At 71.9% G+C, this 26,667-nt stretch carries 23 protein-coding genes; 5 read left to right on the top strand and 18 right to left on the bottom strand.

Annotated features, from left to right (window positions below; all coding sequences use genetic code 11):
• Window positions 1–2: 2 nt before the first annotated feature.
• The 3 genes from ACFZDA_RS01510 to ACFZDA_RS01520 all read left to right on the top strand — a co-directional run bounded on the left by ACFZDA_RS01510 (window position 3) and on the right by ACFZDA_RS01520 (window position 2,086).
• The gene (locus ACFZDA_RS01510) at window positions 3–1,148 is read left to right on the top strand and encodes an acyl-CoA dehydrogenase family protein (protein WP_391073177.1); all 1,146 of its coding nucleotides are present in this window, start codon (window positions 3–5) and stop codon (window positions 1,146–1,148) included.
• Window positions 1,145–1,543 (top strand): Rid family hydrolase, encoded by a 399-nt coding sequence (locus tag ACFZDA_RS01515; RefSeq protein WP_391073180.1) that lies wholly within the window; start codon window positions 1,145–1,147, stop codon window positions 1,541–1,543. The genes ACFZDA_RS01510 and ACFZDA_RS01515 overlap by 4 nt, the downstream gene beginning before the upstream one ends.
• 105 nt (window positions 1,544–1,648) lie before the next feature.
• Window positions 1,649–2,086 carry a DUF6299 family protein gene (locus ACFZDA_RS01520; RefSeq protein WP_391073183.1) on the top strand — a complete coding sequence of 146 codons (438 nt, stop codon included), beginning with the start codon at window positions 1,649–1,651 and terminating at the stop codon, window positions 2,084–2,086.
• Window positions 2,087–2,160: 74 nt separating this feature from the next.
• On the opposite strand, the gene ACFZDA_RS01525 is transcribed toward ACFZDA_RS01520, so the two are convergent.
• The 8 genes from ACFZDA_RS01525 to ACFZDA_RS01560 form a co-directional block, all read right to left on the bottom strand.
• Window positions 2,161–2,472, bottom strand: a complete 312-nt coding sequence (locus tag ACFZDA_RS01525) for a metalloregulator ArsR/SmtB family transcription factor (RefSeq protein ID WP_391073186.1) — start codon at window positions 2,470–2,472, stop codon at window positions 2,161–2,163.
• Window positions 2,473–2,522: 50 nt separating this feature from the next.
• Window positions 2,523–2,822, bottom strand: a complete 300-nt coding sequence (locus ACFZDA_RS01530; RefSeq protein ID WP_391073189.1) for a hypothetical protein — start codon at window positions 2,820–2,822, stop codon at window positions 2,523–2,525.
• A gap of 159 nt (window positions 2,823–2,981) precedes the next feature.
• Window positions 2,982–3,746, bottom strand: a complete 765-nt coding sequence (locus tag ACFZDA_RS01535) for a methyltransferase domain-containing protein (protein WP_391073191.1) — start codon at window positions 3,744–3,746, stop codon at window positions 2,982–2,984.
• Between the two features lie 90 nt (window positions 3,747–3,836).
• Window positions 3,837–5,033, bottom strand: a complete 1,197-nt coding sequence (locus ACFZDA_RS01540) for an aminotransferase class V-fold PLP-dependent enzyme (RefSeq protein WP_391073194.1) — start codon at window positions 5,031–5,033, stop codon at window positions 3,837–3,839.
• 5 nt (window positions 5,034–5,038) lie between these two features.
• Complete coding sequence (locus ACFZDA_RS01545; protein WP_391073197.1) at window positions 5,039–6,358, bottom strand: pyridoxal-phosphate dependent enzyme; 1,320 nt, start codon at window positions 6,356–6,358, stop codon at window positions 5,039–5,041.
• A complete protein-coding gene (locus tag ACFZDA_RS01550; protein WP_391073199.1) occupies window positions 6,355–7,821 on the bottom strand; it encodes an alanine racemase in 1,467 nt (488 codons plus the stop codon). The genes ACFZDA_RS01545 and ACFZDA_RS01550 overlap by 4 nt, the downstream gene beginning before the upstream one ends.
• Before the next feature lie 156 nt (window positions 7,822–7,977).
• Window positions 7,978–8,772: an FHA domain-containing protein gene (locus tag ACFZDA_RS01555; RefSeq protein ID WP_391073202.1), complete on the bottom strand. Its 795-nt coding sequence runs from the start codon at window positions 8,770–8,772 to the stop codon at window positions 7,978–7,980.
• A 161-nt stretch (window positions 8,773–8,933) separates the two neighbouring features.
• The gene (locus ACFZDA_RS01560; protein ID WP_391073205.1) at window positions 8,934–10,937 is read right to left on the bottom strand and encodes a protein kinase; all 2,004 of its coding nucleotides are present in this window, start codon (window positions 10,935–10,937) and stop codon (window positions 8,934–8,936) included.
• Between the two features lie 363 nt (window positions 10,938–11,300).
• Between ACFZDA_RS01560 and ACFZDA_RS01565 the strand changes: the two genes are divergently transcribed.
• Window positions 11,301–11,939 (top strand): hypothetical protein, encoded by a 639-nt coding sequence (locus tag ACFZDA_RS01565; RefSeq protein WP_391074543.1) that lies wholly within the window; start codon window positions 11,301–11,303, stop codon window positions 11,937–11,939.
• Window positions 11,940–11,944: 5 nt separating this feature from the next.
• Here ACFZDA_RS01565 and ACFZDA_RS01570 read toward each other — a convergent pair whose 3' ends face one another.
• The 9 genes from ACFZDA_RS01570 to ACFZDA_RS01610 all read right to left on the bottom strand — a co-directional run bounded on the left by ACFZDA_RS01570 (window position 11,945) and on the right by ACFZDA_RS01610 (window position 23,226).
• The gene (locus ACFZDA_RS01570; RefSeq protein ID WP_391073208.1) at window positions 11,945–12,475 is read right to left on the bottom strand and encodes a DUF488 family protein; all 531 of its coding nucleotides are present in this window, start codon (window positions 12,473–12,475) and stop codon (window positions 11,945–11,947) included.
• A gap of 108 nt (window positions 12,476–12,583) precedes the next feature.
• Window positions 12,584–13,423 (bottom strand): glucose 1-dehydrogenase, encoded by an 840-nt coding sequence (locus tag ACFZDA_RS01575; protein WP_391073210.1) that lies wholly within the window; start codon window positions 13,421–13,423, stop codon window positions 12,584–12,586.
• Window positions 13,424–13,549: 126 nt separating this feature from the next.
• Entirely contained in the window at window positions 13,550–14,581 is a 1,032-nt protein-coding gene (locus ACFZDA_RS01580; protein ID WP_391073213.1) for a tellurite resistance/C4-dicarboxylate transporter family protein, read from the bottom strand.
• Window positions 14,578–15,321 carry a respiratory nitrate reductase subunit gamma gene (gene narI / locus ACFZDA_RS01585; RefSeq protein ID WP_391073216.1) on the bottom strand — a complete coding sequence of 248 codons (744 nt, stop codon included), beginning with the start codon at window positions 15,319–15,321 and terminating at the stop codon, window positions 14,578–14,580. The genes ACFZDA_RS01580 and narI overlap by 4 nt, the downstream gene beginning before the upstream one ends.
• Entirely contained in the window at window positions 15,318–15,941 is a 624-nt protein-coding gene (gene narJ, locus ACFZDA_RS01590) for a nitrate reductase molybdenum cofactor assembly chaperone (RefSeq protein WP_391073219.1), read from the bottom strand. The genes narI and narJ overlap by 4 nt, the downstream gene beginning before the upstream one ends.
• Window positions 15,938–17,545: a nitrate reductase subunit beta gene (gene narH / locus ACFZDA_RS01595; protein WP_391073222.1), complete on the bottom strand. Its 1,608-nt coding sequence runs from the start codon at window positions 17,543–17,545 to the stop codon at window positions 15,938–15,940. Before narH ends, narJ begins: the two co-directional genes overlap by 4 nt.
• The gene (locus ACFZDA_RS01600; protein ID WP_391073225.1) at window positions 17,545–21,201 is read right to left on the bottom strand and encodes a nitrate reductase subunit alpha; all 3,657 of its coding nucleotides are present in this window, start codon (window positions 21,199–21,201) and stop codon (window positions 17,545–17,547) included. The genes narH and ACFZDA_RS01600 overlap by 1 nt, the downstream gene beginning before the upstream one ends.
• A 211-nt stretch (window positions 21,202–21,412) precedes the next feature.
• Window positions 21,413–22,942 carry a UDP-N-acetylglucosamine 1-carboxyvinyltransferase gene (locus tag ACFZDA_RS01605; RefSeq protein WP_391073227.1) on the bottom strand — a complete coding sequence of 510 codons (1,530 nt, stop codon included), beginning with the start codon at window positions 22,940–22,942 and terminating at the stop codon, window positions 21,413–21,415.
• Between the two features lie 83 nt (window positions 22,943–23,025).
• On the bottom strand, window positions 23,026–23,226 hold the full coding sequence (locus tag ACFZDA_RS01610; RefSeq protein WP_391073230.1) for a DUF4236 domain-containing protein: 201 nt from the start codon (window positions 23,224–23,226) through the stop codon (window positions 23,026–23,028).
• A 263-nt stretch (window positions 23,227–23,489) separates the two neighbouring features.
• On the opposite strand from ACFZDA_RS01610, the gene ACFZDA_RS01615 reads away from it, so the two are divergent.
• Window positions 23,490–26,285 carry an aconitate hydratase AcnA gene (locus ACFZDA_RS01615; protein WP_391073233.1) on the top strand — a complete coding sequence of 932 codons (2,796 nt, stop codon included), beginning with the start codon at window positions 23,490–23,492 and terminating at the stop codon, window positions 26,283–26,285.
• 92 nt (window positions 26,286–26,377) lie between these two features.
• On the opposite strand, the gene ACFZDA_RS01620 is transcribed toward ACFZDA_RS01615, so the two are convergent.
• Entirely contained in the window at window positions 26,378–26,659 is a 282-nt protein-coding gene (locus ACFZDA_RS01620; RefSeq protein ID WP_391073236.1) for a hypothetical protein, read from the bottom strand.
• Between the last annotated feature and the right edge of the window lie 8 nt (window positions 26,660–26,667).

A 26,667-nucleotide genomic window follows, 5' to 3' on the forward strand; every position in this document is an offset into this window, starting at 1 on the left:
TGATGACCGCATTCTCGCTCGAACCGGCACAACTCGCCTGGTGCGCCGAGCTGCGCGCCCTCGCCGTGGAGCGGCTCCGCCCGCTGGCCGACAAGGGCGAACCGGGCCGGGTGAACCGGGCCCTGGTCGCCGAACTCGGCGGCCTCGGCCTGCTCGGCCGCCTCTTCACCTCGGGCGCGCTCGACCTGTGCCTGATGCGGGAGTCCCTCGCCCAGGCCTGCACGGAGGCCGAGACGGCCCTGGCCCTCCAGGGCCTGGGCGCCCACCCGGTCCACGCCCACGGCACGGAGGCCCAACGCGCGCGCTGGCTCCCCCCGGTGACCGACGGCACGGCGATCGCGGCCTTCGCCCTGAGCGAGCCGCAGGCGGGATCGGACGCGGCGGCGCTGAACCTGGCCGCCACCCCCGACGGCCCCGGCCGCTGGCGTCTCACCGGCGAGAAATGCTGGATCTCCAACGCCCCCGAGGCCGACTTCTGCACCGTCTTCGCGCGGACCACCCCGGGAGCGGGGGCGCGGGGCGTCACGGCGTTTCTCGTCCCGGGCGATCGGCCGGGGCTGACCGGTGCCGGGCTCGACATGCTCTCCCCGCATCCCATCGGCTCGCTCGACTTCGACGCCGTGCCGGTGACGGCCGACGACGTGCTCGGCGAGGTGGACCGGGGGTTCCGGGTCGCCATGGGGACGCTCAACCTGTTCCGCCCCAGCGTCGGCGCCTTCGCGGTCGGCATGGCGCAGGCGGCCCTCGACGCGGCCCTCGCCCACACCGCCGGACGGGACGCCTTCGGCGGCAAGCTGCGGGACCTGCAGACCGTCTCCCACCAGGTCGCCGAGATGGCCCTGCGTACGGAGGCGGCCCGGCTGATGGTCTACGCGGCGGCGGCGGCGTACGACGAGGGCGCCCCGGACGTGCCCCGGCGCGCCGCCATGGCGAAGCTGCTCGCCACCGAGACCGCGCAGTACGTCGTCGACACGGCCGTCCAGTTGCACGGCGCCCGCGCGCTGCAACGGGGTCACCTGCTCGAACACCTCTACCGGGAGGTGCGTGCCCCCCGCATCTACGAGGGCGCCAGCGAGGTCCAACGCGGCATCATCGCCAAGGAGTTGTACGCGGCGGAGTCGTACGCGGCCCACCAGGAGGCCCGGTGACCGCCGAACGTGTCAATCCGCCGGGTCTCTGCCCGCCGGCGGGTTTCTCGCACGCCGTCGTGGCCTCCGGGTCCCGGGTGGTGTTCCTGGCGGGGCAGACCGCCCTCGACGGGGACGGCAAGGTGACCGGCGCGACGCTGCCGGAACAGTTCGAGAAGGCCCTCGCCAACCTGCTGACCGCCCTCGCGGCGGCCGGCGGCACACCCTCCGACCTGGCCCGCGTCACCGTCTACGCCACGGACGTCGCCGCGTACCGCGCCCACGCCCCGGAACTGGGCCGCCTCTGGCGGAAACTGGCGGGCCGCGACTACCCGGCCATGGCGGTCGTCGAGGTCGTCCGGCTGTGGGACGAGGAGGCGCTGGTGGAACTGGACGGCTTCGCGGTGCTGGAGTAGCGGCGGGGCGGACTCGCCACCGAAGGGGTGAGGGTCACGGGCGCCGGGCCGCAGGCCCGGTACGAGTGGAAGCCGTAACTCCACTCTGTTCGGGAGGTTTCCCCCATGCGTCTACGTCCTCTTCTCGGCGCGGCGGCCGGTGCCGCGCTGCTCCTGCTCACCGGCGCCGCCGCGACGCCCGCCACCGCCGTGCCCACCCCGTCCGAGGCCGTGACGGTCGACTCGGTCGGCCGGATCACCGCCGACGGCACCGTCACCCTCTCCGGCACCTACCGCTGTCAGGGCTCCAGCGGCCCGGTTTACGTCAGCTCCTCCGTGGGCCAGGGCTCCTCCACCATCCGCTACGGCATCGGCGGCACCCGGGCCGTGTGCGACGGCGCGGAGCACCGCTGGGAGAACACGGGCCGCCCCCTGTCCGGCGCGCTCGTGCCCGGCGCGGCCCGCGTCGAGGCGACCGTCATGGAACTGCGCACCCTCAGCGGCCTGCCGCTGCCCCGCTTCCACGCGGTGCACGAGCAGGCCATCACCCTGACCCAGGGCTGAGTGCGGGGTCCCCGCCGAGACGGGCGCCCGGCTTGCTGCCGGGCGGCCGTCTCGGTGTGCGCTGCCCGGGTGTGCTACTCCTGTGCGTGCCGGATGGCGTCCAGCACGATGTGCGCCACATGGTCGTCGGTGAGGGTGTACCGCGTCTCGCGGGCCTGACGCCGGGCGGCGACGATCCGGGACGTGCGCAGCACCCGCAGATGCTGGGAGACCAGCGGCTGGCTCACGCCCAGCGCGGTCACCAGCTCATGGACGTACTTACCGCCGCCGGACAGTTCGCGCACGATCCCCAGCCGGACGGGCGAGGCCAGCGCGCGCAGCAGCTCGCTGGCCGTCTGCAGGGTCTGGTCCGGTTCGTCCGTCGGAGGAGAGGGCGTCGTTGTCATATGCACACATTAGCATATGACAACGATTTCCAGTATTCCGGGCGGGTGCCTCAGTGGTCGTCCCAGTGTCCCTCGTGGGCGGCGTGCCGGTGACCGTCGTGCACGTAGTCGGTGTGGTCGTCGTGCCGCACGGCCGGATGGCCGCAGTTGTCGCCGTGCTGGTGGTCGTGGTTCTGGTGCACCACATGGCCGCCGTTCACGCACTCGTCGACGTGGTCCTCGTGCATCCGGTGGATGTGGCCGTCGTGGGCGTAGTCCGTGTGGTCGCCGTGCGTGAAGGCGACGTGGCCGCAGTCGTCGCCGTGGGCGTGCGCGTGGTTGTCGTGGGTGAGGTGTCCGGCGGTGGTCATGGGGTGGCTCCTTGCGTGTGCGCGTGCTGCCCGCGACGCGTCGGCCGGGGCTGTCATAGCGACATTAACATATAGCGATTCCTGCATGTATTGTCCGGGCGGCCGGCGCCGCCCGCGAGCCGGGGCGGCGCCCGGGTGACGCGCGACGTGGCGGCGGCGTCAGCGAACCGCGACGACCACGCAGCTGTCGCCGTACTGCCAGACCGGGCCCGCCGTGGCGAAGCCCGCCTGCCGCAGCAACTCCAGATGGGCGGAGAGGGGCAGTTCGGCGGGGCTGCCGGTGCCGAGGGGCGCCTCGCGGCGGCGGCGCTCGGCGAGCAGGTCCGTCAGCTCGGGCTCGTCGGCGACGGCGGCCCACCAGGAGTCCCAGTCCTCGTGCGCGAACACCCGCTGCCGGTCGGCCCGGCACCGTCCGACATGGGCGGCGATCCCGGCCGGGCCCGTGGCGTCCTGGGGGAGGTGGTCGCCGTTGACGAGGACGCCGCCGGGCCGCAGCAGCGCGGCGAGCTGCCGGTAGACGCGCAGCAGGGTGTCGCGGTCGAGGTAGTGCAGGGCCGTCGTGGAGACGGCCGCGTCCAGGGGCCGGTCCAGGTCCAGCGCCCAGGTCCAGCCGGGTGCGCCGATCTCGGCGTCGACGTAGCGGGCCGCGTCCGGGTGGTGGGTCCGGCCCAGCTCCAGCAGTACGGGATCGCGGTCCACGGCGACGATCTCCGCCTCCGGCAGCCGCCGGACCAGCCGGGCCGCCAGAGAGCCGGGTCCGCAGCCCAGGTCGACGATCAGGGGCCGGGAACCTCGCCCGGCCGTCACGTGCTCGACGACATCGGCGATCACCGTGAACCGCTCCTCGCGGTCGACCGCGTACCGCCGCTGCTGGAGCTCCCAGCGCTCCACCCATCGCTCCGCCGTCGCCAGACTCAGTCCCATCCGGTCGCGCCACCTTGCCGTCTCGCACCCGATCCTTGCCGGTCCGAGCCTACAGGTGGAAACGGTTCCCATTACGTATAGTCGGTGGAGTCACGCGAGTGAACCGAGGACGGACAGCAGCCGGTCGATCTCCTCAACGGTGTTGTACACATGCAGACTCACCCGGACCGAGCCGGTCTTCTCGCCCGCGTCGCCCTGGCAGTGGTGGTCCGAGCGGACCATGAAACCGTGGCTGAAGAGGATGAACCCCAGGTCGCCCGAGTCGATCGCGCGATGCCGCAGGGTGACGATGCCCTGGCGCCGCTGCACGGTCGAGTCGGCGGCCAGGCTCAGCGGGCAGCCGAGGACCTCGTAGGAGTCCAGGTGGCGCAGCCCCTCGGTGAGCCGGGCCGCCAGGGCGACCGTCCACTGCTCGACGCGCTCCACGCCGGCGGCGTCCAGCCAGTCGAGGGCCGCTTCGAGCGAGGCGATGCCGACGGTGTTCGGGGTGCCGCTCCACCCGCCGGGCGTGAACGCCGGGCCGCGCGCCTGCCGGGCCCACACCGCCCCGGAGCCGGGCAGGGCCAGCGCCTTGTGCCCGGAGAAGACGACGAAGTCGACGTCCAGCTCGGCCACGGACACCGGCAGATGCCCGACGCTCTGCGCCGCGTCCAGACAGATCACCGCGTCCGGGCCGACCGCCCGGCGGATGCGCCGCGCGTTCATGTCGCCGCCGTAGACATGGTGCACATGGGTCGTGGCGACGAACCGGGTGCGCGGCCCGGCCCGTTCGGCCAGCGCCCGGTGGTCGTAGTCCCCGGAACCGCTCTGGTACGGCATCGGCACCACCCGGACGTGCGTGCCCTCGCGGGCCAGCAGCCGCTGGGCCTCCCGCCAGGGCGCGATATTGGCCTGGTGGTCGGCGTCCGGTACGACGATCTCGTCGCCGTCGCGCAGGAACCCCGGCAGCCAGTCGCGGGCGATGGTGCGCAGCCCCTCGGTCGTGCCGCTCGTGAAGTGGACGGCGGAGCGCTCGGGTCGCCGGTCTCCGAGGAACCGGGCGACGCGCCCGCGGGTGCGCTCGACCAGCTCCGTCGTCCGGTTGGCCCATGTGTAGGTGCCGCGTGCCGCGTTCGCGTTGCCGGTGGTGAGATACCTCTGTACGGCGTCCAGCACCGCCTGCGGCTTCTGTGCCGTCGCCGCGCTGTCCAGGTACGCCAGCTCCGGGTGCCCGGTGACGATGGGGAACTGGGCGCGCAGCGCCTGCTGCCACGAGCGCAGGTCGTCGTGGATCGCGGGTGCGGTCATGGCGGTCAGTCCCGCACCAGGGGCGCGCCCGCGTCCCGCCAGGCGATGATGCCGCCGGCCAGACTGCGCACGCCGGGATGGCCCATCCGGGTCAGCAGCGCCGCGTACCGGGCGGACTGCTCGCCCACCGGGCACGCCAGCAGCACCGGACGGCTGCGGCTGAACGGCAGGCCGCCCTGGAGGAGTTCGGCGAACATCTCGTCGACGATGTTGACCGACCCGTCGATGTGCAGCGCCGCGTACGCGAAGGGGCTGCGCAGGTCGACCACGAGCGGCCCCTCGGAGTCGATCCACCGCCGGGCCTCGGCCACCGTGACCGACGGCGCCCCGCCGACCTCCGCCTCGGTCAGATCGGCCGGCGAGTTCTTCCGGGGCGGCCGGCCCAGCAGGTCGGGCCGCCGCTGCCGGACGTAGCTCAGATAGCTCTCCACGCGGTCGCAGACGATGAACACCGCCGTCCGGCGCTCGGTCAACTCCTCGTCGACGGCGCGCAGATGACGGACGGCCCCGTGGTAGGCGGCGCCCCCGGTGGGGCCGCCCAGGATGCCGCAGCGGCGGTTCAGGGTCAGCATCCCCTCGATCGCCTCGTCGGAGCCGACCGACTCCATCGCGTCGTACGTCTCCGGGTCGAACAGGCCGACCTCCTGCACCTCGTCGATGGTGCGGATCCCGGGGATGAAGTCCGACTTGGCCGCGACCAGCCCGACCACCCGCACCGAGGGATCCTCCTCCCGCAGGGCGCGGGCCACGCCCGTGGAGGAACCGGCCGTGCCCACACAGGCGACGAACCAGTCCGGCACCCGGCCGTCCAGGTCCTTGACGATCTCCGGGCCGGTGCCGGTGAGATGTGCCTCGGTGTTGCGCGGGTTGAAGTACTGGTCCGTGTGGAGGTAGGTGCTGCCGGAGGCGGACAGCGTGCGGTGGAAGAGGGTCAGCGGATCGTCCGTCGCGGTCGGGTCCAGGCACTCGCTCTGCCCCGGCAGCTCCTCGATCTCCGCTCCGAGCAGCAGCAGGAGGTCCTTGATCTCCGGGACCCGCATCCGGTTGGTGACGCTCTTGAAACCCAGGCCGTGCATGCCCGCGAGGACGGCCAGTGCCTTCGCCGTGTTGCCGCTGGACAACTCCACGACCTGGCTGCCGTGTTCGACCGCCTCGGCCAGCAGCGGACGCGCCATGTTCCAGGCCGCCCGGTCCTTGACCGAGCCGAAGGGGTTGAGCATCTCCAGCTTCGCGAACAGGTCGATGTTGCGCAGGCCGTGCACGGCCGGGTCGATCCGCACCAGCGGGGTGTTGCCCATGGCCTCGGTGATGCTGTCGTACCTCACTGGGCTCCCCCCGAGGGCGTGATCGGCCAGAACTGCTCATCCAGGCACCAGCGCCAGGCGTCGCCGTCCTGCCAGGCGGCGACCTTGCGGGCGGCGGGCTGGTGCTGGGCGCGGGTGGCGTGGAAGTCCATGGCGTAGCCGGCCGTGTTGGCGAAGGCCAGCAGGTCGCCGGGGACCGGGCGGCGCGGCAGGAAGACCGTACGCCGGGTGATCAGGTCGGTCTCCAGGCACAGGCCGCCGAAGAGGTGGACGGCCACGGGCCCCTCGCCCGGCCCGGCTCCGCTTCTGGGGACGACGACCGGGTCCAGCAGCACTCCGTGGTCCTCCAGGGCGATGTCGTCCGCCTTCGCGGCCAGCCGTACGAGCAGCGCGCCGTCCGCCTCCTGGGAGCGGACCTCCAGCACCCTCGCCAGCGTCAGCCCGCACTGGTCCAGCAGTGCCCGGCCGGGCTCGCTGTGCAGGTCGTAGAGGTGCTCCAGCAGCAGCGCGGCCAGCGGACGGCCGCCCAGCGAGGCGGCGGGCTGGGCCAGCAACTCGTCCAGATAGGCCGCGCCGGCGACGGGCCGGTGGGCGGGGTAGAGGCCGAGCGCGCCGCGCAGGGTGCCCGACTCGCTGCGCAGCCCGTAGCCGTGCCCGCCCCAGGTCAGAGGCGGACGGCGGCCCAGGACGGCGGCCGTGAGCGCGCTCGTGTACGCCTCCCACTGCTCCCGATCGGCGAGGTAACTGACGCCGAATCCGCCGCCGACGTCCACGGCCCGGGGCCGCAGCCCCCGGCTCCGGCACGCCTCCAGGGCCGCCAGGGCCCCTTCGAGGGCGCTCGCCTTCTCCGCGACGCTCGTGGTGTCCAGGTGGTAGGCCACGCCCGTCAGCTCCACCGCGTCGCCGTGCCGCTCGACCGCCTCCAGCAGCGGCTCCAACTCCCGTACAGGCGTGCCGAACCGGCTGCGCCGGCTCAGGACCTTCACCCCCGACGTCTCGAACCCCGACAGCCGCGGCAGCACCCGCACCGGCGCGAGCGCGTGCTTGCGTACCAGCGCGGCGACCTGGTCCAGTTCGGCGACGCCGTCGACGGCGACCGTGACGCCCGTGAGGGCCGCGAGCCACAGGAACTCGGGGTCCTTCGGACCCGTGGCCGTGATCCGGCCGGCGGTGAAACCGGCCCCCAGCGCGTGCTGCAACTCGCCCACGGACGCGACGTCCACGCCCGCGTCCGTGGCGGCGAGCCGGCGCAGCAGCGCGCTGGACCGGTTCGCCTTGTGGGCGTAGAAGACCTGGCCGGACAGGTGATGCCTGCGGTACACCGCGCGGAACCGCTCCAGGTTCTCGGCGATCTGGTCGGGCACCACGATGTGCAGGGGTGAGCCGAGCGCGTCCGTGAGCGAGTGCAGCGTCCCCGTCGCGGCCAGCAGCGAACCGAGCCGTGCTTCCAGTCGGGGTTCGAGATACAAGGGCCGGCCGTCCATGCGCGCTCCCTCCCCCGGTAGCGGCTGCGCCCTGCATCCGGGCACGTCCGACACTCCCTGCGTTTCGCCGTATAGCCCATATCCATTCTTCGGTCGCTTTACGCCCTGTCCGGTGCGTCGGGGCCGTTCGTGGTCGACGTCTCCCCCTACGACGGGCTACCTGTCCTGGAGTCCCTGAGTCCCGGGGGTGTCGTCCATCAGGTTGAGGTCCGGCGGCACCAGTGTCGTCGACTCGACCAGGCCCTTGAGCAGGTTGTGCAGCAGCGTGTTGTCGTAGGGCCGCCGCTCCTGCGTCTTGTCGTGCACCAGCGGGTACTTGAAGCCGGTGCCGTGCAGACGGTGGCGTACCGCCTCGATTCGGTGCTCGATCCTGCGTTCCGTCCAGTTGCCGGCCGGACGCAGATGGACGAGCTGACGGGCGGCCATGGAGTACGTCAGGGGCCGCGGCTCCTCCTCGTACAGCAGGTACCGCTGGCCGAGGACGACCAGCAGCAGCCGTTCGTCGTCGTCGAGCGCCCAGGTCTTGGGCCGCAGGGTCTCGGCCCGGCGGCGCGACACCGGCCCCTGGTCGTCGTGGTCGGCCACGTACAGCTCGATCAGGTGCTCGCGGTAGCCGGAGCCCTTGACGAACAGCGGGGTGTAGCCGGTGGCGAGGGGGACCGGCTCGGTGGTGGTGTGCATCATCCGGCCGCGCGGCAGCCGCACCAACTGCCGCCCGGTGTTGCGCAGCCACCACTGCCCCCGCAGATACGTCAGTTCCCCGTGCCGGCGGCTCACCCGCAGGTCGTCCACGCCGACCTCCAGATCCACGTGCGGCCGCTCGCCCCGCCCGAAGCGGACGGTCAGCCCCGGACGCGGCGGGGCACTCAGGTCGCCGGTGACCGTGCGCGCGTGCAGGGTTCCGGGCGTGGTGGGCGCGACACCGCGCGCGAGGCTGGCGGAGAAGGACATCGCTGGTCTCCTCGGTGCGTGGGCGTGCGACTCGTCCTGCGACTCGTCCCTGCGACTCGTACGAAGTGGACACGGTGTGGTCCCGGCGCGGGCGGGTCCCGCCGGACGTACCCGTCAGCCTGCGCCGACCCGCCCGGGACCCCTCCCCGTGGCTCCGGGACTCAGCGCGTGCGCAGTTTCGCGGCCGCGGAGGCGGCGAGTTCCGTGGCCAGATGGCACAGTTCGCCGCTGGACCGCTGCCCGCCGACATGCAGCCGCAGCATCTCGACGGCCGTCTCGGCGTCCCGGCCGCCGTACTCGCGGTACGGGACGAACACCGTGCAGGTGCCCTCGCCGTTGCCCTCCGGCTCGACGACGGCGTCGTAGCCGGCGAGCCGGACAATGCGGCCGTCCCGCGCGGACTTGGGCTGGTCACGGAAGAACGCGATCTCCGCCTCCAGGTCGTCGACGTCGCTGGACCACTCGCAGTCCCAGTCCGCGACACCGGCCTCCGGCACGTCGGCCTCGATGCGGGGGACGACGGACAGTGCCTCGGCGTCGAGCAGCGCGCAGGCGCTCCGCCAGGCCAGCGAGGCGGCCGGGTAGGGCGGGGAACGGCGGGGGAGCGGGCCGCGGTTCAGGACCTCGGCCGCGCTGCGGGCGGCGGTGTCGGCGACCGCGCACAGCGCCGCGGCGCCGCCGGCCACCGTGCCGTGCCCCACGTCGACACGGACCCCCACGAACATGCCGCCGCCGGTGCTGCCCCGGTCGCGGCCGGTGCTGTCGCTGCCCCCGGCCGCGTCGTCGTCCCGGGACAGCAGCAGCCCGCACTCGCCCTCCTTCGGCGGCGCCTCCCGTACGGCGATGCCCCCGATGGTCCTGACGGGGTCCGACGCCTCGGGCGGCGAGCCCCGGCGCAGTTGGACCGACACGTCGATACGGGACCTGTCGTCCGGGTGGACGAGCACGTCGCAGCGGTCGAAGTTGCCGTAGTCGAGGTCGACTTCGCTCTCCCCGAACCGGTCGAGCGCGTCGGCGTCGGCCAGGGCGCACACGTCGGCGGTGCGCGGATCACCGATCAGGGCCCTCGTCCCGCCGTTCGAGGGGTCCTTCGGCAGCTGTCTCCCGGCGGACCCACGGGTGCCGTTCCGGCCGTCACCCCGCTCGTCGCCGCCCCATGGGAAGGCGACGAGACCCAGGACGATCGCGGCGCCGACGCCGAGGGCCGCCACGAGCAGGGCACGGCGTCGCCGCCGCGGGCGCCCGCCGCCGGGCGGGTCGGACCGGCCGTCCGGGTCCGGAGTCCGCCGTTCCGCCACGGCCGCCAGCAGCCGCCCGGCCTCGGCCGCATCCGGGCGCTGCCGTGGGTCGCGCCGCAGCATGGCGCCGAGCACGGGGTGGAGCGGGCCCACCGCATCCGCGTCCATCTCGACGACGCCCTGCTCGGCCTTCCAGTACGTCAGACGGTCCTGGTCCTCCCCGGCGGCCCCCGCACCGTCACCGTCCGCCGCCGCCTCCCCGCCGCGCGGCGGGGATCCGGTGACCAGGGCGTGCAGTGTGGCGGCCAGGCAGAACACGTCGGAGGCGGGCCGGGGGACGTTTCCCCGGGCCAGTTCGGGGGCGGCGTAGTCCGGGGTGAAGCTGTAGGGGCCGTTGGCCGTGATCGTCTCGCTGCCGCCGGCCCGGTAGGCGGCACCGAAGTCCAGCAGCTTGGCGGCACCGTGCCGGGTGAGGCCGACGTTGGCTGGCTTGAGGTCGCAGTGCACGATGCCCGCCTCGTGCAACGCGGCGAGCGCGTCGGCGAGCTGGGCCCCGATCCGGGCCACGCGCTCGGGGCTCATGGGCGGCTGCCGGTCGAGGCCGCCGCCGGGCACGTACTCCATGACGAACCAGTACGTCTCGCCCGCCTCCCCGTCGGTGTCCCCGTCCGCGTCCCCGTGCGAGGGCACCGTGACGACGTCGAACAGCGTCACGACATGGGGATGATCACGGAACTTGGCCAGGGCGCGCGGCTCGCCCAGCAGCCGCCGCACCGCGGTCTCGCGGTCGCCCTCGACCCGCTCCGGCTTCAGTGCGACGTCCTGCCCCACCACCGTGTCGTGGGCCAGCCACACGTCGCCGCCGCGCCCGGCGCCGATGACCTCCTTGAGGACATAGCGGCCGGCGAACTCGTCTCCGGGACGCACGTTGTTCTCCCCCTCGCATCGGCCCAGAAGCGCGCCGCCACCCACGCGCGCGTAGAGCGAACCTACTGCGTACAGGGGACGTTACTCACAGTCTCCCCAGAGCCTCCATCGGCCGCACGCACGCACGTGCGTCCCCCTGTGACGCGCCGGTGACATTCGGGACGAACCCGTAGCGGGCGTGCAGGGCAACGTATCCGTGGGGTGGCGGGTCGTACGGGGTGCAAGGGCAAAAGCCCGGGCATTCGACTGGGAACCCCGCGGGAGACCGTGGGGAATTCGATGGGGGAAATCATGGGGGAAATCATGCGGGCGCACATGGCGGAAAACGTGGGGGAGAACATGGAGGAAAAAGCGGGGGAAATGATGGGGGAGACCGTGCGCGTCCGTACCCGGGGCATCCGTACCACCGTCGTGGCGCTGGCCGCGCTCGCGGCCGTGGGCGGTGTCACCGCGGCAGCCCTCCCGGCCGCCGCCACCGCACCGGGTTCCGACACACCCCGGTTCCTGGAGCCGGCCGAACTGCCGCCGCACCCGACCTCCCCCTGGTACGCCGGTCCGGTCACCGCCGGTCAGCCGGACCCGCTGCCGGCCTGCGTGGGCGAGGCCCTGCCGTCCACCGCCTCGTACCGCTCGTACTGGACCGACTACGACACCAACGCCCAGCAGATCACGGTCCAGGAGCGCAGTGAGCAGCGGGCCAAGGACTTCGCGGCGCTGCTGCGCAAGGACCTCGCCGGCTGCGCGAAGAAGCTGATGGAGCAGGACCCCGACATCACGGCGACGCAGAAGAACTACGGCCGGCTGGACGTCGAGGAGGGCGCCTACGTCTACGGCGTCCACACCGCTTCGGCGTGGGGTTCCTCCGACATCAACCTGTTCTCGGTCGGCCGCGACGGCACGACCGTGACGGTCGTCCGGTGGGGCCAGATGGGCACCTTCCAGCACGCCCAGGTGTCCGACTTCAAGGCCACCACCGTCACGGCGGTCAACAAGCTGCTCTGACGGGCTCAGCCGCGACCGTCGTACACGACGAGCCCGTCGTCGCGCAGCCGTGCGCCGGGCGTCGGCGCGTGGGCGCTGAGACGCCCGTCGGGCATGAGGTGGTCGACCGGTACGCCGCGGGCGAGTACCGCGAAGTCGGCGATCAGCCGGCGGTGGCAGCGCCACCAGACCGCCTCGCTGCACATCACGGCGGTGCGGACGTGCGCGGCGTCGGCCAGCACCCGGTCCATCGCGGCGACGAACTCGGGGGCGCGGGTGTGGGCGGCGTAGCCGCGGAAGGAGGCGTTGCGCCAGACGATGTCCGGGCTGTCCGGGGGAGGTGTGCGGAACCCGCCGAGGGCGGGTTCCCACCGGTAGGCGATGCCGCGGCCCGGCATCCAGTCGGCGAGCCGCCGCCGCGACAGATCGGGGTCGCGGCGGCTGCCGGGAGCGGTCCGCACGTCGACGACGGCGGTGACGCCGGCGTGACGCAGCAGTTCGGTGATCCGGTCCCGGCCCGCGGTGCTGTGCCCGAAGGTCACCAGAAGCACGTCCACAGCGCCGGACTATCCCTCTCTCGCCGATCCACACATGCCCCTGGCGGGACAGTCCGGTCAGATCCTCGGGCACGTTCCTCACGTGACATCCCCCAGCGGCCCCGAAGATCAGCCCCCGGTGGCGAAGCCGGGAAACAGTGTCATGCCGCCGTCGACATAGAGGGTGGTGCCGACGACGTAGTCGAGCAGGTCGGACGCCAGGGCGACGACGGCGTTGGCGATGTCGTCCGGGTCGCCCACGCGGCGGTACGGGATCAGGCGCAGCAGCTCGGTTTCGGCCTCGGGGGTGGACCAGGCGTCGCGGTTGATCGGCGTGCGGATGGCGCCGGGCGCGACGGCGTTGACCCGGATGCGGTGGGGCGCCAGCTCCTGGGCGAGGGTCTGCATCAGCATGCCCACGCCGCCCTTGGAGGTGGCGTAGTTCACATGGCCCGACCAGGGGACGATCTGGTGGACCGAGCTCATGCAGATGATCTTCCCCGCCGAACGGGACACCTCCTCCACCACGCCCCGCCGCATGAACTCCTTGGCGGCCTCCCGCGCGCACAGGAACTGGCCGGTCAGATTGACGTCGATGACCTTCTGCCACTGGGCGAGCGACATCTCCGTCACGGCCGCGTCCCGCTGGAGGCCCGCGTTGGCCACCATGATGTCGATGGTGCCGAACTCCTCGACCATCCGGCCGGCCATGGCGGTCACCTGGTCCTCGTCGGACACGTCGGCCTCATGGGCGTACGCGCGGACCCCGAAGCCCTCGATCTCCCTCACGACGTTCTCCGCCTCGTCCGCACCGACGACGTAGTTCACCACGACGTCCGCACCGGCCCGGCCCAGGGCGAGGGCGGTCGCCAGGCCGATACCCGAGTTGGCTCCGGTCACCAGCGCCTTCTGGCCCTTGAGAAGCTGCGCGGACGTCGTCCGGCGGTTTCCGGCTTTCGCTGCCACCACGATCTCTCCCTGGGCGTTTCGGACGGCACGCCCGCGGGTTTCGGGCGACGCAGCCTCAGACGAAAGCACCCGGCGCCGAGGGCGGGACCGACCGGCACGCTGTGCCGCCGATTTCGGCGCCGCCCGTCACGCGGTCGGGCTACGCCAAGAAGAACGAGGTCGAGCGGGTCCGTAAGGGGCTGTCAGGAAGCGCGCGCCGACCGCCAGCCATGCCGCCGCGGCGACGCACACGAGCGGGCGCTCCATGGCCGTCAGGGCGGTCGTTCCTCGTACGGTGGCGAGTTGGGCGGTGGCTGTGGTGTACATGCCCAGAGGGAAGACGATGCACCAGAGGGTGAGGTCGTAAGCGAGGGGAACGCGGTGGTACCGGTGCCGCCACACCCCTGCGGCCAGCAGCGGGACGATCAGCATCGTGGCCCAGGACCACAGGACGGTGACCGCGGTGTCGAGAGGGACTCGGACCGGGCCCGGTAGGAGCCGTTCGGATGGGATCAGCTGGGCGCCCGCGAGGGTGCTGATGGCGGCGGCACCCATGGTGATCCAGTAGGTGGGCGCCAGGTGCGCCGCCCCGGGCGGATCACGCAGCAGCCTGAGGACGACCGAGGTGAGGGTGACCGCGTACAGCAGGACCCCGGTCGCCCACAGCGCGAGGGCGGCCGTGAGGACGGCGCGACCGGGGTGGAGGCCGACGACGGTGAGGACGAGGGCCTGCAGGCCGACGGTGGCCAGGAACCAGGTGCCGTCGGCGTACCGCAGCACGGTGCGCCCACCCGAGCGCGCGACGGCGACGGCCGCGGTGGCCAGGGCCGTCCACACCACCGCCGCGACGCAGAGCAGGGCGCAGGCGGCGCCCCGGGTGGGCCCGTGGGCGAGGCGGGTGGCGAGGACCCCGCTGGCGGCGACGAACGTGAAATGGCCGAAGAGACGGGCCGGGTCACGGAGTTCGCCCCCGAGGACGTCCCGGTGGCGGAGGGCCTTGAGGACGGCGCCGGCCAGCAGCGTGACGTAGGCGGCCACCGCGATGCCGAGCAGCAGGGCGGACATCGCACGGGCGCCGGACTGCGCCAGGGCACGGGAGACGGCGCCGGTGGCCATCACGGGAGCGAAGCAGGCCGGGGGCAGCCGTCGGCACCGGTCGAGGAGCGCCGGCCGCGTCACCGGCGTACGGCGGCGGGCGGTGCCGGCTGCTGACCCGGACGGTGCGCGGGCCGGGCGTGCCGTGTGCCGCGGGAGCGGTAGACGACATAGGGGCGGGCCAGATAGCCGAGGGGTGCGGTGAAGGCGTGGACGAGGCGGCTGAAGGGCCACAGCGCGAACAGGGCCATGGCGAGCAGGGCGTGGACCTGGTAGGCGAGCGGCGCGTGGGCCATGGCGGGCACGTTCGGGTCGAGGGTGAACAGGGAGCGGAACCACAGCGAGACGCCGAGCCGGTAGTCGTAGGGGTGCGGTCGGAGGGTGGTGGCCGTGGCGGTGAGCCCCGCCAGCAGGACGCAGACCAGGACCGGGTAGACGGCGCGGTCACTGCGGCTGGTCGCGGCGCGGACGGCGGGTACGCGCAGCCGCCGGTGGAGGAGGATCGCCAGGCCCGCGAGGGTGGCGAGGCCCGCGGTGCCGCCGACGATCAGGGCGTTGGCGTGGTACAGCCGCTCGTGCACGTGGACGCGTTCGGTGAACGACTCGGGGACGAGCAGGCCGATGACGTGCCCGGCCGCCACGAACAGCAGCCCGTAGTGGAACAGCGGGCCGCCGATGCTCAGCAGGCGGTGTTCGTGCAGCTGGCTGGAGCGGGTGGTGAAGCCGAACCGGTCGTAGCGGTAACGCCAGGCGGTGCCGGCGACCAGGACGGTGACGACGAGATAGGGCAGTACGCCCCACAGGGCGGTGTGGAGATGGTTCACCGGGAGGTCTCCTCGACGTGCGCGACCGTCGGGCGCCCGGGGAAGGGCGGCAGGCCGACGGACTCGGTGGGCGGGCCGGAGCGGGCCAGGCGCAGGGCGGCGGCGCGATCGGCGGGGGAAGCGCCGGGCAGGGTGCCGCAGACCGCTTCCAGGACGTCGGCGTAGGGGCTGCGGTGCTCGTGCAGCGCGAGGCGGAGGAGTTCCAGTGCCGCGCGGTGGTCCTGCAAGGCCTTGCGGCCGGGCTCGGGGCAGCGGGCGGCGAACTCCAGGGCCAGCGGCAGGAAGTCGGGCAGTTCGTCGGCGGGCGGCTGCCAGCCGTGCGCGCGGTACAGCTCGCGCCACTCCAGCAGCGACTGGCCGCGGCGGCGGGTGTCACCGTCCGTGTAGTAGGTCAGGTGCAGGGTGCGCCGCCGGCTGCGGTCGAACGTGGTCACGTAGCGGGCCGACAACTCCAGGGCGGGGACCCCGGCGACGGTCGCGCAGAACCGTGTCAGCGGCTCGGCCTGCGCGCGTGGCACGCCGTCCAGGGCGTCCGTGACCAGGCTCAGACGGTGGGGCCAGTCCCGGCCGGGGTGGAGCAGGAGCAGCGAGGCCGCCTGGTGGATCAGTGCGGTGCTCACGCCTGGTTCCCCTCTCCGCGCGGGAAGAGGCCGTCGGGGCGTCCGCGTCCGTCCCAGTTCAGGAGGTTGACGCGGCCGCGCAGCGACACCCCCGCGTGCTCGGGTTCCGGGCCGGGGGCGGGCGTTGCGTGGAAGGTGTCGGCGGAGTACATGCCCGGGCCGCCGTCGCCGTCGAGACTGCACCCGGAGTCGAGGTCGTCCGCGGGGACGGTGCCGGTGTAGCTGGTGGGGATGACGTAGCGCTCGTCGTACTTGGCGAGGGCGAGCAGCCGGTACATGGCCTCCATGCCCTCCGCGTCCATGCCGACCGCGCGGGCGATGGCCGGGTCCTGCTCCTCGCCGAGGTTGACGCGCCGCATGTGGGAGCGCATCGCCGCGAGCCGGCACAGCGCCGCCTCCACGGGGGCCACGTCGCCCGCGGTGAACAGCCCGGCGAGGTATTCCAGGGGGATGCGCAGGGAGTCGATCGCCGCGAACAGTTTCGCGGGGTCCTCCCCGTCGTGGCCGGTGGCGGTCAGGGACTCCACGACCGGCGACAGCGGCGGGACGTACCAGACCATGGGCATCGTGCGGTACTCGGGGTGCAGCGGCAGCGCCACCTTGTACCGGCTGATGAGGGCGTGCACGGGCGAGCGCCGGGCGGCGGTGATCCAGTCGTGCGGGATGCCCGCCTCCTCGGCGGCCCGCCGCACCGCGGGGTCGTCGGGGTCGAGGAAGCAGCCCAACTGCGCCTCGTACAGGTCCTTCTCGTCGGCGGTGGCGGCGGCCTCGCCCACCTTGTCGGCGTCGTAGAGGATCACGCCGAGATAGCGCAGGCGGCCCACGCAGGTCTCGGAGCACACGGTGGGCTGCCCGGCCTCGATGCGCGGGTAGCAGAGGGTGCACTTCTCGGCCTTGCCGGTGGAGTGGTTGAAGTACACCTTCTTGTACGGGCAGCCGGTCACGCACATGCGCCAGCCGCGGCAGCGGTCCTGGTCGACGAGGACGATGCCGTCCTCGATCCGCTTGTACAGCGCGCCGGAGGGACACACGGCGACACAGGACGGGTTGAGGCAGTGCTCGCAGATGCGCGGCAGGTAGAACATGAACGCCTGCTCGTACTCCAGCCGCACCTGATCGTTCATCTTCTTCAGTACGGGGTCGCCCGCGAGGTGCTCGGGACCGCCGCCGAGGTCGTCGTCCCAGTTGGGGCCCCAGGTCACCTGGGTGGGGTGGCCGTCGATCAGGGAGCGGGGCGGGGCGGTGGGGACGTCGTCGCCGAGCGGCGCGCTGATCAGGTTGTCGTAGTCGTAGGTCCACGGCTCGTAGTAGTCGTCGAGCGAGGGCAGCTCGGGGTTGGCGAACAGGCGGGCCAGGCGCCGGGCCCGGCCGCCGCTGCGCGGCACCAGGCGGCCGTGTTTGAGCCGCCAGCCGCCCTGCCATCGCTCCTGGTCCTCGTAGCCTCGGGGATAGCCCTGGCCGGGGCGCGTCTCGACGTTGTTGAACCACACGTACTCGGTGCCCGACCGGTTGGTCCAGGTCTGTTTGCAGGTGACCGAGCAGGTGTGGCAGCCGATGCACTTGTCGAGGTTCATCACCATCGCCACCTGGGCCATGATCTTCATCAGTAGTCGACATCCTGGGAGCGGCGGCGGATGACGGTGACGGCGTCGCGCTGGTTGCCGGTGGGGCCGTAGTAGTTGGGGGCGAAGGACAACTGCGCGTAGCCGCCGATGAGATGGGTCGGCTTGATCAGGAGCCGGGTGAGGGCGTTGTGGACGCCGCCGCGCCGGCCGGTGGCCTCGGACTTGGGGACGTTCACCAGGCGTTCCTGGACGTGGTACATGAACACGGTGCCCGGCGGCATTCGGTGGGAGACGACCGCGCGGGCCACGACGACGCCGTTGCGGTTGACCGCCTCGATCCAGTCGTTGTCGGCCACGCCGATCGCGGCGGCGTCGTCCACGCTGATCCAGATGACCGGGCCGCCGCGGGCCAGGGTCTGCATCAGCAGGTTCTCCTGGTACTCGGAGTGGATCGACCATTTCGAGTGGGGGGTCAGGTAGCGCACGGTCACCGAACGCCCTTCGCCGCCGGTGCCGCGCGGCTGCTCGCCGAGGACGTTCAGGTCCAGTGGCGGCCGGTAGACCGGGAGTTGTTCGCCGTACTCGGCGATCCAGGGATGGTCGAGGTAGAAGTGCTGGCGCCCGGTGAGCGTGTGCCAGGGCTTGAAGTGCTCGGTGTTGATCGTGAACGGTGAGTAGCGGCGGTCCGGGGCCTCCTTGCCCGACCACTCGAAGCTCGCCCCGACCTGCACCGGACGGGCCTGCGTGTCGGAGAACAGCACGCGCCGCTCGGCCACCGACGAGGCCAGCTCGGCGAGGCCGGTGTCGGCGCCGCAGCGCTCGGCGAGCCGCTCGAAGCCCTCGGCGGCCAGCCTGCCGTTGGTCGTGCCCGACAGGGCCAGGATCGCCTCGCACAGCTTGACGTCCGTGTCGAGCAGGGGCCGTCCGCGCGCCGGGCCGCGGGCCGCCGTACCGCACCGCGCGGCGAGCCAGCCGGCTTCCTGCGCGGGCTGAACGGTCACGCCCTTCACCGTCATGCCCTCTTCCTCGGCCAGCGGGCCCAGTGCGGCGATCTTGTCGCCGATGGCGGTGTAGTCCCGTTCGACGACGGTGAACTGGGGGCCGGTGGGCCCGTCGGGCGGGGCCTCTCCGGGGGTGTCGTGCTGCAGTGCGGTGGCCACCAGGTCGTGGGCCACGTCCAGGCGTCCCGCGGCCAGCCGGCTGACCTCGGCGGCCAGTCCGTGGAAGATCTCGAAGTCCGTGCGCGCCTGCCACGGAGGGCTGATCGCCGGGGAGAAGGCGTGCACGTAGGGGTGCATGTCCGTGCTGGACAGGTCGTGCTTCTCGTACCAGGTGGCCGCGGGCAGCACCAGGTCGGCGAAGAGCGTCGTGGACGTCATGCGGAAGTCCAGCGCCAGCAGCAGGTCGAGCTTGCCGCGGGGGGCCTCGTCCCGCCAGGTCACGTCCCGGGGCCTGAGTTCGGGCGGGGCCTGTTCGGCGGTGGCGTTGTCGGAGGCGCCCAGCAGGTGCCGCAGGAAGAACTCGTTGCCCTTGGCCGAGGAACCGATCAGGTTGGCCCGCCACACGGTGAGCACCCGCGGCCAGTTGGCCGGATCGTCGGGGTCCTCACAGGCGTAGGAGAGCCGGCCGGCGTCCCGCTCGCGGGCCACCCACCGCGCCGGGTCGACGCCCTCCTCATGGACGCGGCGCCCGAGCTCCAGGGGGTTGGCGCCGAAGGTGGGGCAGGACGGCATCCACCCCTGCCGGGCGGACCGTGCGACGAGGTCGGCCGTGTGCAGGCCGGTGAGGGCGCCGGGTGCGGTCGGCGAGGTCAGCGCGTCGGTGGTGAACCCCTCGTAGCGCCACTGGTCCGTGTGCAGATACCAGTACGGCGTGCCCGCCATCTGGCGCGAGGGGCGCACCCAGTCGGAGGCCGTGGCCATCTGCTGCCAGCCCGCGTACGGCCGCACCTTCTCCTGCCCCACGTAGTGCGCCCAGCCGCCGCCGTTGACGCCCTGGCAGCCCGTGAGCAGCAGCAGCGACAGGAAGGACCGGTAGATCGTGTCGGAGTGGAACCAGTGGTTGGTGCCGGCCCCCATCACGATCATGCAGCGGCCCTTGGTCTGCTCGGCGGTCCGTGCGAACTCCCGCGCCGCACGCACCACCGCCCTCGCGGGCACCGAGGTGATCGCCTCCTGCCAGGCGGGGGTACCCGGCGTGGCCGCGTCCTCGTACGGCACGGGCCGGCCGTCGCGGGCCACGCCGTACTGGGCCAGCATCAGGTCGAAGACGGTCGTGACCAGGCGGTCGCCCAGCCGCAGCGCCGGCACCGTGCGCCGTACCGTCTCTCCCCGCTCGTCGAAGCGCGGCAGTTCGATGCCGGCCGGCACCGCCCCGGGGCGGCCGTGGAAGCTCAGCAGCGGCTCGGTGTCGCCGAGATTCAGGTTCCAGCGGCCCTCGCTCGACTTGCCCCAGCGGTCGCCCATGGTGCCGTTGGGCACGACCGGCTGGTCCGACACCGTGTCGTAGAGCACCGGCATCCAGCGCCGTGCCGCCGCCTCGGCGTCCCTGGCCAGGTCCAGGTCCCGGGCCGTCACGAACGCCCCGGGTGTGTGCGTGTCCGTCCCCCGCTCGTCCAGGGCGACGAGGAACGGCAGGTCGGTGAAGCGCTTGACGTAGTCGGTGAAGTACGGGACCTGCCGGTCGACGAAGCACTCGCGCAGGATGACGTGCCCCATGGCCATGGCGAGCGCCCCGTCGGTGCCCGGGTGGGGGTGCAGCCACTCGTCGGCGAACTTCGTGGCGTCCGCGTAGTCCGGGGAGACCACCACGACCTTCTGGCCCCGGTAGCGGGCCTCGGCCATCCAGTGGGCGTCCGGGGTGCGGGTGACCGGGACGTTGGAGCCCCACAGCATCAGATACGCCGCGTCCCACCAGTCGCCCGACTCGGGCACGTCGGTCTGGTCACCGAACACCTGCGGCGAGGCGACCGGCAGATCCGCGTACCAGTCGTAGAACGACAGCATCGGCGCGCCGATCAGGGCGTGGAAGCGGGCACCGACCGCGTGCGAGGCCATCGACATCGCCGGGATCGGGGAGAAGCCGGCGATCCGGTCCGGGCCGTACTCCCGCAGCGTGTGCACGTGCGCGGCGGCGGCGATCTCCAGCGCCTCGTCCCAGCCGATGCGCACCAGGCCGCCCTTGCCGCGTGCCGACTGGTAGCGGCGCCGCTTGTCCGGATCACCGGTGATCTCCGCCCACGCCGCGACCGGGTCTCCGTCCGCACGGCGCTTGGCCTCGCGGAACATCTCCACCAGCACACCGCGTGCGTGCGGGTAGCGCACCCGTGTCGGCGAGTACGTGTACCAGGAGAAGGAGGCGCCGCGCGGGCAGCCCCGCGGTTCGTAGTCGGGACGGTCCGGGCCCGCCGAGGGGTAATCGGTCGCCTGGGTCTCCCAGGTGATCAGGCCGTCCTTGACGTACACCTGCCATGAACACGAACCCGTGCAGTTCACTCCGTGGGTGGAGCGCACCACCTTGTCGTGCGCCCACCGTTCCCGGTACGGCTGGTCATTGACCTGCTGATCCGTGCGGAAGACCGCCCGTCCCTCCGGCGTGGTCGGCGCCCGCTGGAGCAACTGCCCCGCAGCGAACAGCCGTTCGGCCGCGTCCGAAGCGATCCGTTCCCACTTTGCCCTGGCACGTCCCACGCCCATGGACTCCCCTCAAGCGCGCACCCGTCTGCTGACGAGAGTCAGGTTGCGCCTTCAAGGGCCCGTACAACGATCTCTTTTTAGCCAGTTGAATGTACTTAGAATTTGTTTTCCCTTCCTTTTGCAAAAGGGCTTTACAAATTCGGCCACACGGACGAAAAACGCACGTTCGGAATCCCCGTGGCCGAAATCTTTCGCTCAGGTTTCCGCTGCGTCAGATATCCCGGAAGGTCTCGATCTGCGCGCCGATCGAGTTCAGCCGCTCGGCCAGGTCCTCGTAACCCCGGTTGATGACATACACGTTGCGCAGTACCGACGTGCCCTCCGCCGCCATCATCGCCAGCAGGACGACCACCGCGGGGCGCAGGGCCGGCGGGCACATCATCTCGGCCGCGCGCCAGCGGGTCGGGCCCTCGACCAGGACGCGGTGCGGGTCGAGGAGCTGGAGCCGGCCGCCGAGGCGGTTCAGGTCCGTCAGGTAGATCGCGCGGTTGTCGTAGACCCAGTCGTGGATGAGGGTCTTGCCCTGGGCGACCGCCGCGATGGCCGCGAAGAACGGGACGTTGTCGATGTTCAGGCCGGGGAACGGCATGGGGTGGATCTTGTCGATCGGCGCCTCCAGCTTGGAGGGCCGGACGGTGAGGTCCACCAGCCGGGTGCGGCCGTTGTCGGCGAAGTACTCGGGCGTGCGGTCGTGGTCCAGGCCCATCTCCTCCAGGACTGCCAGCTCGATCTCCAGGAACTCGATCGGCACGCGGCGCACCGTCAGCTCCGACTCGGTGACCACGGCCGCCGCGACCAGGCTCATCGCCTCGACCGGGTCCTCGGAGGGGGAGTAGTCCACATCGGCGTCGATGGTCGGCACGCCGTGCACGGTGAGCGTGGTGGTGCCGATGCCGTCGACCTTGACGCCGAGGGCCTCCAGGAAGAAGCACAGGTCCTGGACCATGTAGTTGGAGGAGGCGTTGCGGATGACGGTGGTGCCGTCGTGCCGCGCGGCGGCGAGCAGCGCGTTCTCGGTCACCGTGTCGCCGCGCTCGGTCAGTACGATGGGGCGGTCGGGGCGGACCGAGCGGTCGACCATCGCGTGGTACTGGCCCTCGGTGGCGGCGATGTCCAGCCCGAACCGGCGCAGTGCGATCATGTGCGGCTCGACGGTGCGCGTACCGAGGTCGCAGCCGCCGGCGTAGGGCAGCTTGAAGGTGTCCATGCGGTGCAGCAGCGGACCGAGGAACATGATGATCGAGCGGGTGCGGCGGGCCGCGTCGGCGTCGATCGCCGCCAGGTCCAGCTCCGCCGGCGGCACGATCTCCAGGTCGACACCGTCGTTGATCCACCGGGTGCGGACGCCGATCGAGCCCAGCACCTCCAGGAGGCGGTACACCTCCTCGATGCGGGCGACGCGGCGCAGCACCGTGCGCCCCCGGTTGAGCAGTGAGGCGCACAGCAGCGCGACGCACGCGTTCTTGCTCGTCTTCACGTCGATGGCGCCGGACAGCCGACGGCCGCCGACCACCCGCAGGTGCATCGGACCGGCGTAGCCGAGCGACACGATCTCGCTGTCGAGGGCCTCCCCGATGCGCGCGATCATCTCAAGGCTGATGTTCTGGTTGCCGCGCTCGATCCGGTTCACGGCGCTCTGGCTGGTGCCCAGGGCCTCCGCCAGCTGCGACTGGGTCCAGCCACGGTGCTGCCGGGCGTCACGGATGAGCTTGCCGATGCGTACGAGGTAATCGTCTGCCATGCGGTTGAGGTTATCTCAGATATGAGATGGCGCCCGTCGGGGGGTCCGTTCGGGTGACGGGACGTCAACCCTCCCCGGTGGCCTCAGTGTCGACGGGCGGTGCGTGTACGCCGCCACCCGAAAGGTCCGGGTAGGTCCATGGATGTCGTACGACGTCCCGTACTGCTGCGGGTGTAGCGCGGGCCGTTCTTTCCGCCGCCGGTCGTGAGGGACCAGGAGCGCTTGTTGATGTTCAGGCGCACCCCCGGAAGGATCCGGAAACTCTTGCGGAACGTGAGCGGCATGCCTGACTCCTCTCCGTTTGCGGTGTGGACACCTGGTTCGGATACCCCGGAGAGGGGGGTGCATGACCGCATGACGGACGCCGGGGCATGACCTACCGGCCCCGGTGTACTAGAGTTATCTCGACATCGAGATATCTGTCGGAGAGCACCGCAGCCGCCAGCCCGGTAAGGCGTGCCTAACTTAGCCTTACCTTAGCGGATCGGCCGAGATGCCGTGGCGGCAGGATCGTGGTGGTACGCGCACATCAATGAAGGAGACTGTCGTGTCGGCGAACAGCTTCGACGCCCGCAGCACGCTGCAGGTGGGCGACGAGTCGTACGAGATCTTCCGGCTGGACAAGGTCGAGGGCGCCGCGCGCCTCCCTTACAGCCTGAAGGTGCTGCTGGAGAACCTCCTCCGCACCGAGGACGGCGCGAACATCACCGCCGACCACATCCGCGCCCTCGGCGGCTGGGACTCGCAGGCCCAGCCGTCGCAGGAGATCCAGTTCACGCCGGCCCGCGTGATCATGCAGGACTTCACCGGCGTGCCCTGTGTCGTGGACCTCGCGACCATGCGTGAGGCCGTGAAGGAGCTGGGCGGCGACCCGGCGAAGATCAACCCGCTGGCGCCGGCCGAGCTGGTCATCGACCACTCCGTCATCGCCGACAAGTTCGGCACGAACGAGGCCTTCGCACAGAACGTCGAGCTGGAGTACGGCCGCAACAAGGAGCGCTACCAGTTCCTGCGCTGGGGCCAGACCGCCTTCGACGAGTTCAAGGTCGTACCCCCCGGCACCGGCATCGTCCACCAGGTGAACATCGAACACCTGGCGCGCACGGTCATGGTGCGGGGCGGCCAGGCGTACCCCGACACCCTCGTCGGCACCGACTCGCACACCACCATGGTCAACGGCCTGGGCGTCCTCGGCTGGGGCGTCGGCGGCATCGAGGCCGAGGCCGCCATGCTCGGCCAGCCGGTCTCCATGCTCATCCCGCGCGTCGTCGGCTTCAAGCTCACCGGTGAGCTCACGCCCGGCACCACCGCCACCGACCTCGTGCTGACCATCACCGAGATGCTCCGGGGGCACGGTGTCGTCGGCAAGTTCGTCGAGTTCTACGGCGAGGGCGTCGCCGCCACCTCCCTGGCCAACCGCGCCACCATCGGCAACATGTCGCCGGAGTTCGGCTCGACCGCCGCGATCTTCCCGATCGACGACGAGACGATCAAGTACCTCAAGCTCACAGGCCGTTCCGAGCAGCAGCTCGCCCTCGTCGAGGCGTACGCCAAGGAGCAGGGCCTCTGGCTGGACCCGGCCGCCGAGCCCGACTTCTCCGAGAAGCTGGAGCTCGACCTGTCGACGGTCGTGCCCTCCATCGCCGGCCCGAAGCGCCCGCAGGACCGCATCGTCCTCGCCGAGGCCGCCCAGCAGTTCGCCAAGGACGTCCTCAACTACGTCGAGGCGCCCGTCGCGCAGCAGGCCCTGGCGGCCTCCCCGGTCGACGAGGCGAGCGACGAGTCCTTCCCGGCCTCCGACGCCCCGGCCTACGGCCAGCAGGAGAACGGCGCCGGCGCGCCGCAGCACGCCGACGGCACCGGTGCCGCCGTCCCGTCGAACCCGGTCACCGTCACCGCCCCCGACGGCACGAAGTACGAGCTGGACCACGGCGCGGTGACGGTCGCGGCCATCACCTCCTGCACCAACACCTCCAACCCGTACGTCATGGTCGCCGCCGCGCTGGTGGCCAAGAAGGCGGTGGAGAAGGGCCTGACCCGCAAGCCGTGGGTCAAGACCACCCTCGCCCCGGGCTCCAAGGTCGTCACCGACTACTTCGAGAAGGCGGGCCTGACCCCGTACCTCGACAAGGTCGGCTTCAACCTCGTCGGCTACGGCTGCACCACCTGCATCGGCAACTCCGGCCCGCTGCCGGAGGAGGTCTCCAAGGCCGTCAACGACCACGACCTCGCGGTCACCTCGGTCCTCTCCGGCAACCGGAACTTCGAGGGCCGGATCAACCCGGACGTCAAGATGAACTACCTGGCGTCCCCGCCGCTGGTCGTGGCCTACGCGATCGCCGGCTCGATGAAGGTGGACATCACCCGGGACGCCCTGGGCACCGACCAGGACGGCAACCCGGTCTTCCTGACGGACATCTGGCCCTCCGAGGCCGAGGTGAACGAGGTCGTCGCCAGCGCCATCGGCGAGGACATGTTCTCCAAGTCCTACTCGGACGTCTTCGCGGGCGACGCCCAGTGGCAGGCGCTGCCGATCCCCACCGGCAACACCTTCGAGTGGGACCCGCAGTCCACCTACGTCCGCAAGCCCCCGTACTTCGAGGGCATGACGATGGAGACCACCCCGGTCTCCGACATCTCCGGCGCGCGCGTGCTGGCCAAGCTGGGCGACTCGGTCACCACCGACCACATCTCCCCGGCCGGTGCCATCAAGGCCGACACCCCGGCCGGCAAGTACCTCACGGAGCACGGCGTCGAGCGCCGCGACTTCAACAGCTACGGCTCGCGCCGCGGCAACCACGAGGTCATGATCCGCGGCACGTTCGCCAACATCCGCCTGCGCAACCAGATCGCGCCGGGCACCGAGGGCGGCTACACGCGTGACTTCACGCAGGACGGCGGCCCGGTCTCCTTCATCTACGACGCCTCGCAGAACTACCAGGCCGCCGGCATCCCGCTGGTCGTCCTGGCCGGCAAGGAGTACGGCTCCGGCTCGTCCCGCGACTGGGCCGCCAAGGGCACCGCGCTCCTGGGTGTCAAGGCCGTCATCGCCGAGTCGTACGAGCGCATCCACCGCTCGAACCTCATCGGCATGGGCGTCCTGCCGCTGCAGTTCCCCGAGGGCCAGACCGCCGAGTCGCTCGGCCTGACCGGTGAGGAGACCTTCTCCGTCTCCGGCGTCACCGAACTCAACGAGGGCACCACCCCGCGCACCGTCAAGGTCACCACCGACACGGGCGTCGAGTTCGACGCGGTCGTCCGCATCGACACCCCCGGCGAGGCGGACTACTACCGCAACGGCGGCATCATGCAGTACGTGCTGCGCAGCCTGATCCGCAAGTAAGCGGAGCGGCAAGGCTGTTCAGGGCAGTCCGAGGGCCGCGTTCCCGGGTGACCGGGGGCGCGGCCCTCGCCTCGTGCACGGATGACACCGGGTCACTCGCCCCGGTACTTCGCCGCCGCTGCCCGTGCGAGGTCCTGCGAGTTCTCCAGGGCCTTGTCCACCGACTGCCGGCCGGCGATGGCCGCGGAGATCTGCTGGGACGGGGACCGACCCGGGTTCTTGGGGTCGGCGGAGTCGGTCACCGCCCTGTACGTCTGCCGGTACCAGGCGCCGGCCGCCTGCCGGATGCCCCAGCCCAGGTCCACAGCCAGCCGGCCTTCTTTGTCCGGTCGTGCGGGGCCCAGCTCGCCGTCCTTGCCGGTCAGTGAGGACACCAGGCTGG

This window comes from Streptomyces sp. NPDC007991, assembly GCF_042958445.1.
In the GTDB taxonomy this organism is placed as follows: domain Bacteria; phylum Actinomycetota; class Actinomycetes; order Streptomycetales; family Streptomycetaceae; genus Streptomyces.

Excerpts from the sequence above, each read along its gene's own strand:
- ACFZDA_RS01605 (WP_391073227.1), bottom strand. The coding sequence starts at position 22,942 with ATGGCAGACGATTACCTCGTACGCATCGGCAAGCTCATCCGTGACGCC.
- ACFZDA_RS01565 (WP_391074543.1), top strand. The coding sequence starts at position 11,301 with ATGGGGGAGACCGTGCGCGTCCGTACCCGGGGCATCCGTACCACCGTC.
- ACFZDA_RS01610 (WP_391073230.1), bottom strand. The coding sequence starts at position 23,226 with ATGCCGCTCACGTTCCGCAAGAGTTTCCGGATCCTTCCGGGGGTGCGC.
- narH (WP_391073222.1), bottom strand. The coding sequence starts at position 17,545 with ATGAAGATCATGGCCCAGGTGGCGATGGTGATGAACCTCGACAAGTGC.
- ACFZDA_RS01510 (WP_391073177.1), top strand. The coding sequence starts at position 3 with ATGACCGCATTCTCGCTCGAACCGGCACAACTCGCCTGGTGCGCCGAG.
- ACFZDA_RS01600 (WP_391073225.1), bottom strand. The coding sequence starts at position 21,201 with ATGGGCGTGGGACGTGCCAGGGCAAAGTGGGAACGGATCGCTTCGGAC.
- ACFZDA_RS01555 (WP_391073202.1), bottom strand. The coding sequence starts at position 8,772 with ATGTCCTTCTCCGCCAGCCTCGCGCGCGGTGTCGCGCCCACCACGCCC.
- ACFZDA_RS01525 (WP_391073186.1), bottom strand. The coding sequence starts at position 2,472 with ATGACAACGACGCCCTCTCCTCCGACGGACGAACCGGACCAGACCCTG.
- ACFZDA_RS01535 (WP_391073191.1), bottom strand. The coding sequence starts at position 3,746 with ATGGGACTGAGTCTGGCGACGGCGGAGCGATGGGTGGAGCGCTGGGAG.
- ACFZDA_RS01530 (WP_391073189.1), bottom strand. The coding sequence starts at position 2,822 with ATGACCACCGCCGGACACCTCACCCACGACAACCACGCGCACGCCCAC.
- ACFZDA_RS01520 (WP_391073183.1), top strand. The coding sequence starts at position 1,649 with ATGCGTCTACGTCCTCTTCTCGGCGCGGCGGCCGGTGCCGCGCTGCTC.
- ACFZDA_RS01550 (WP_391073199.1), bottom strand. The coding sequence starts at position 7,821 with ATGGACGGCCGGCCCTTGTATCTCGAACCCCGACTGGAAGCACGGCTC.
- ACFZDA_RS01540 (WP_391073194.1), bottom strand. The coding sequence starts at position 5,033 with ATGACCGCACCCGCGATCCACGACGACCTGCGCTCGTGGCAGCAGGCG.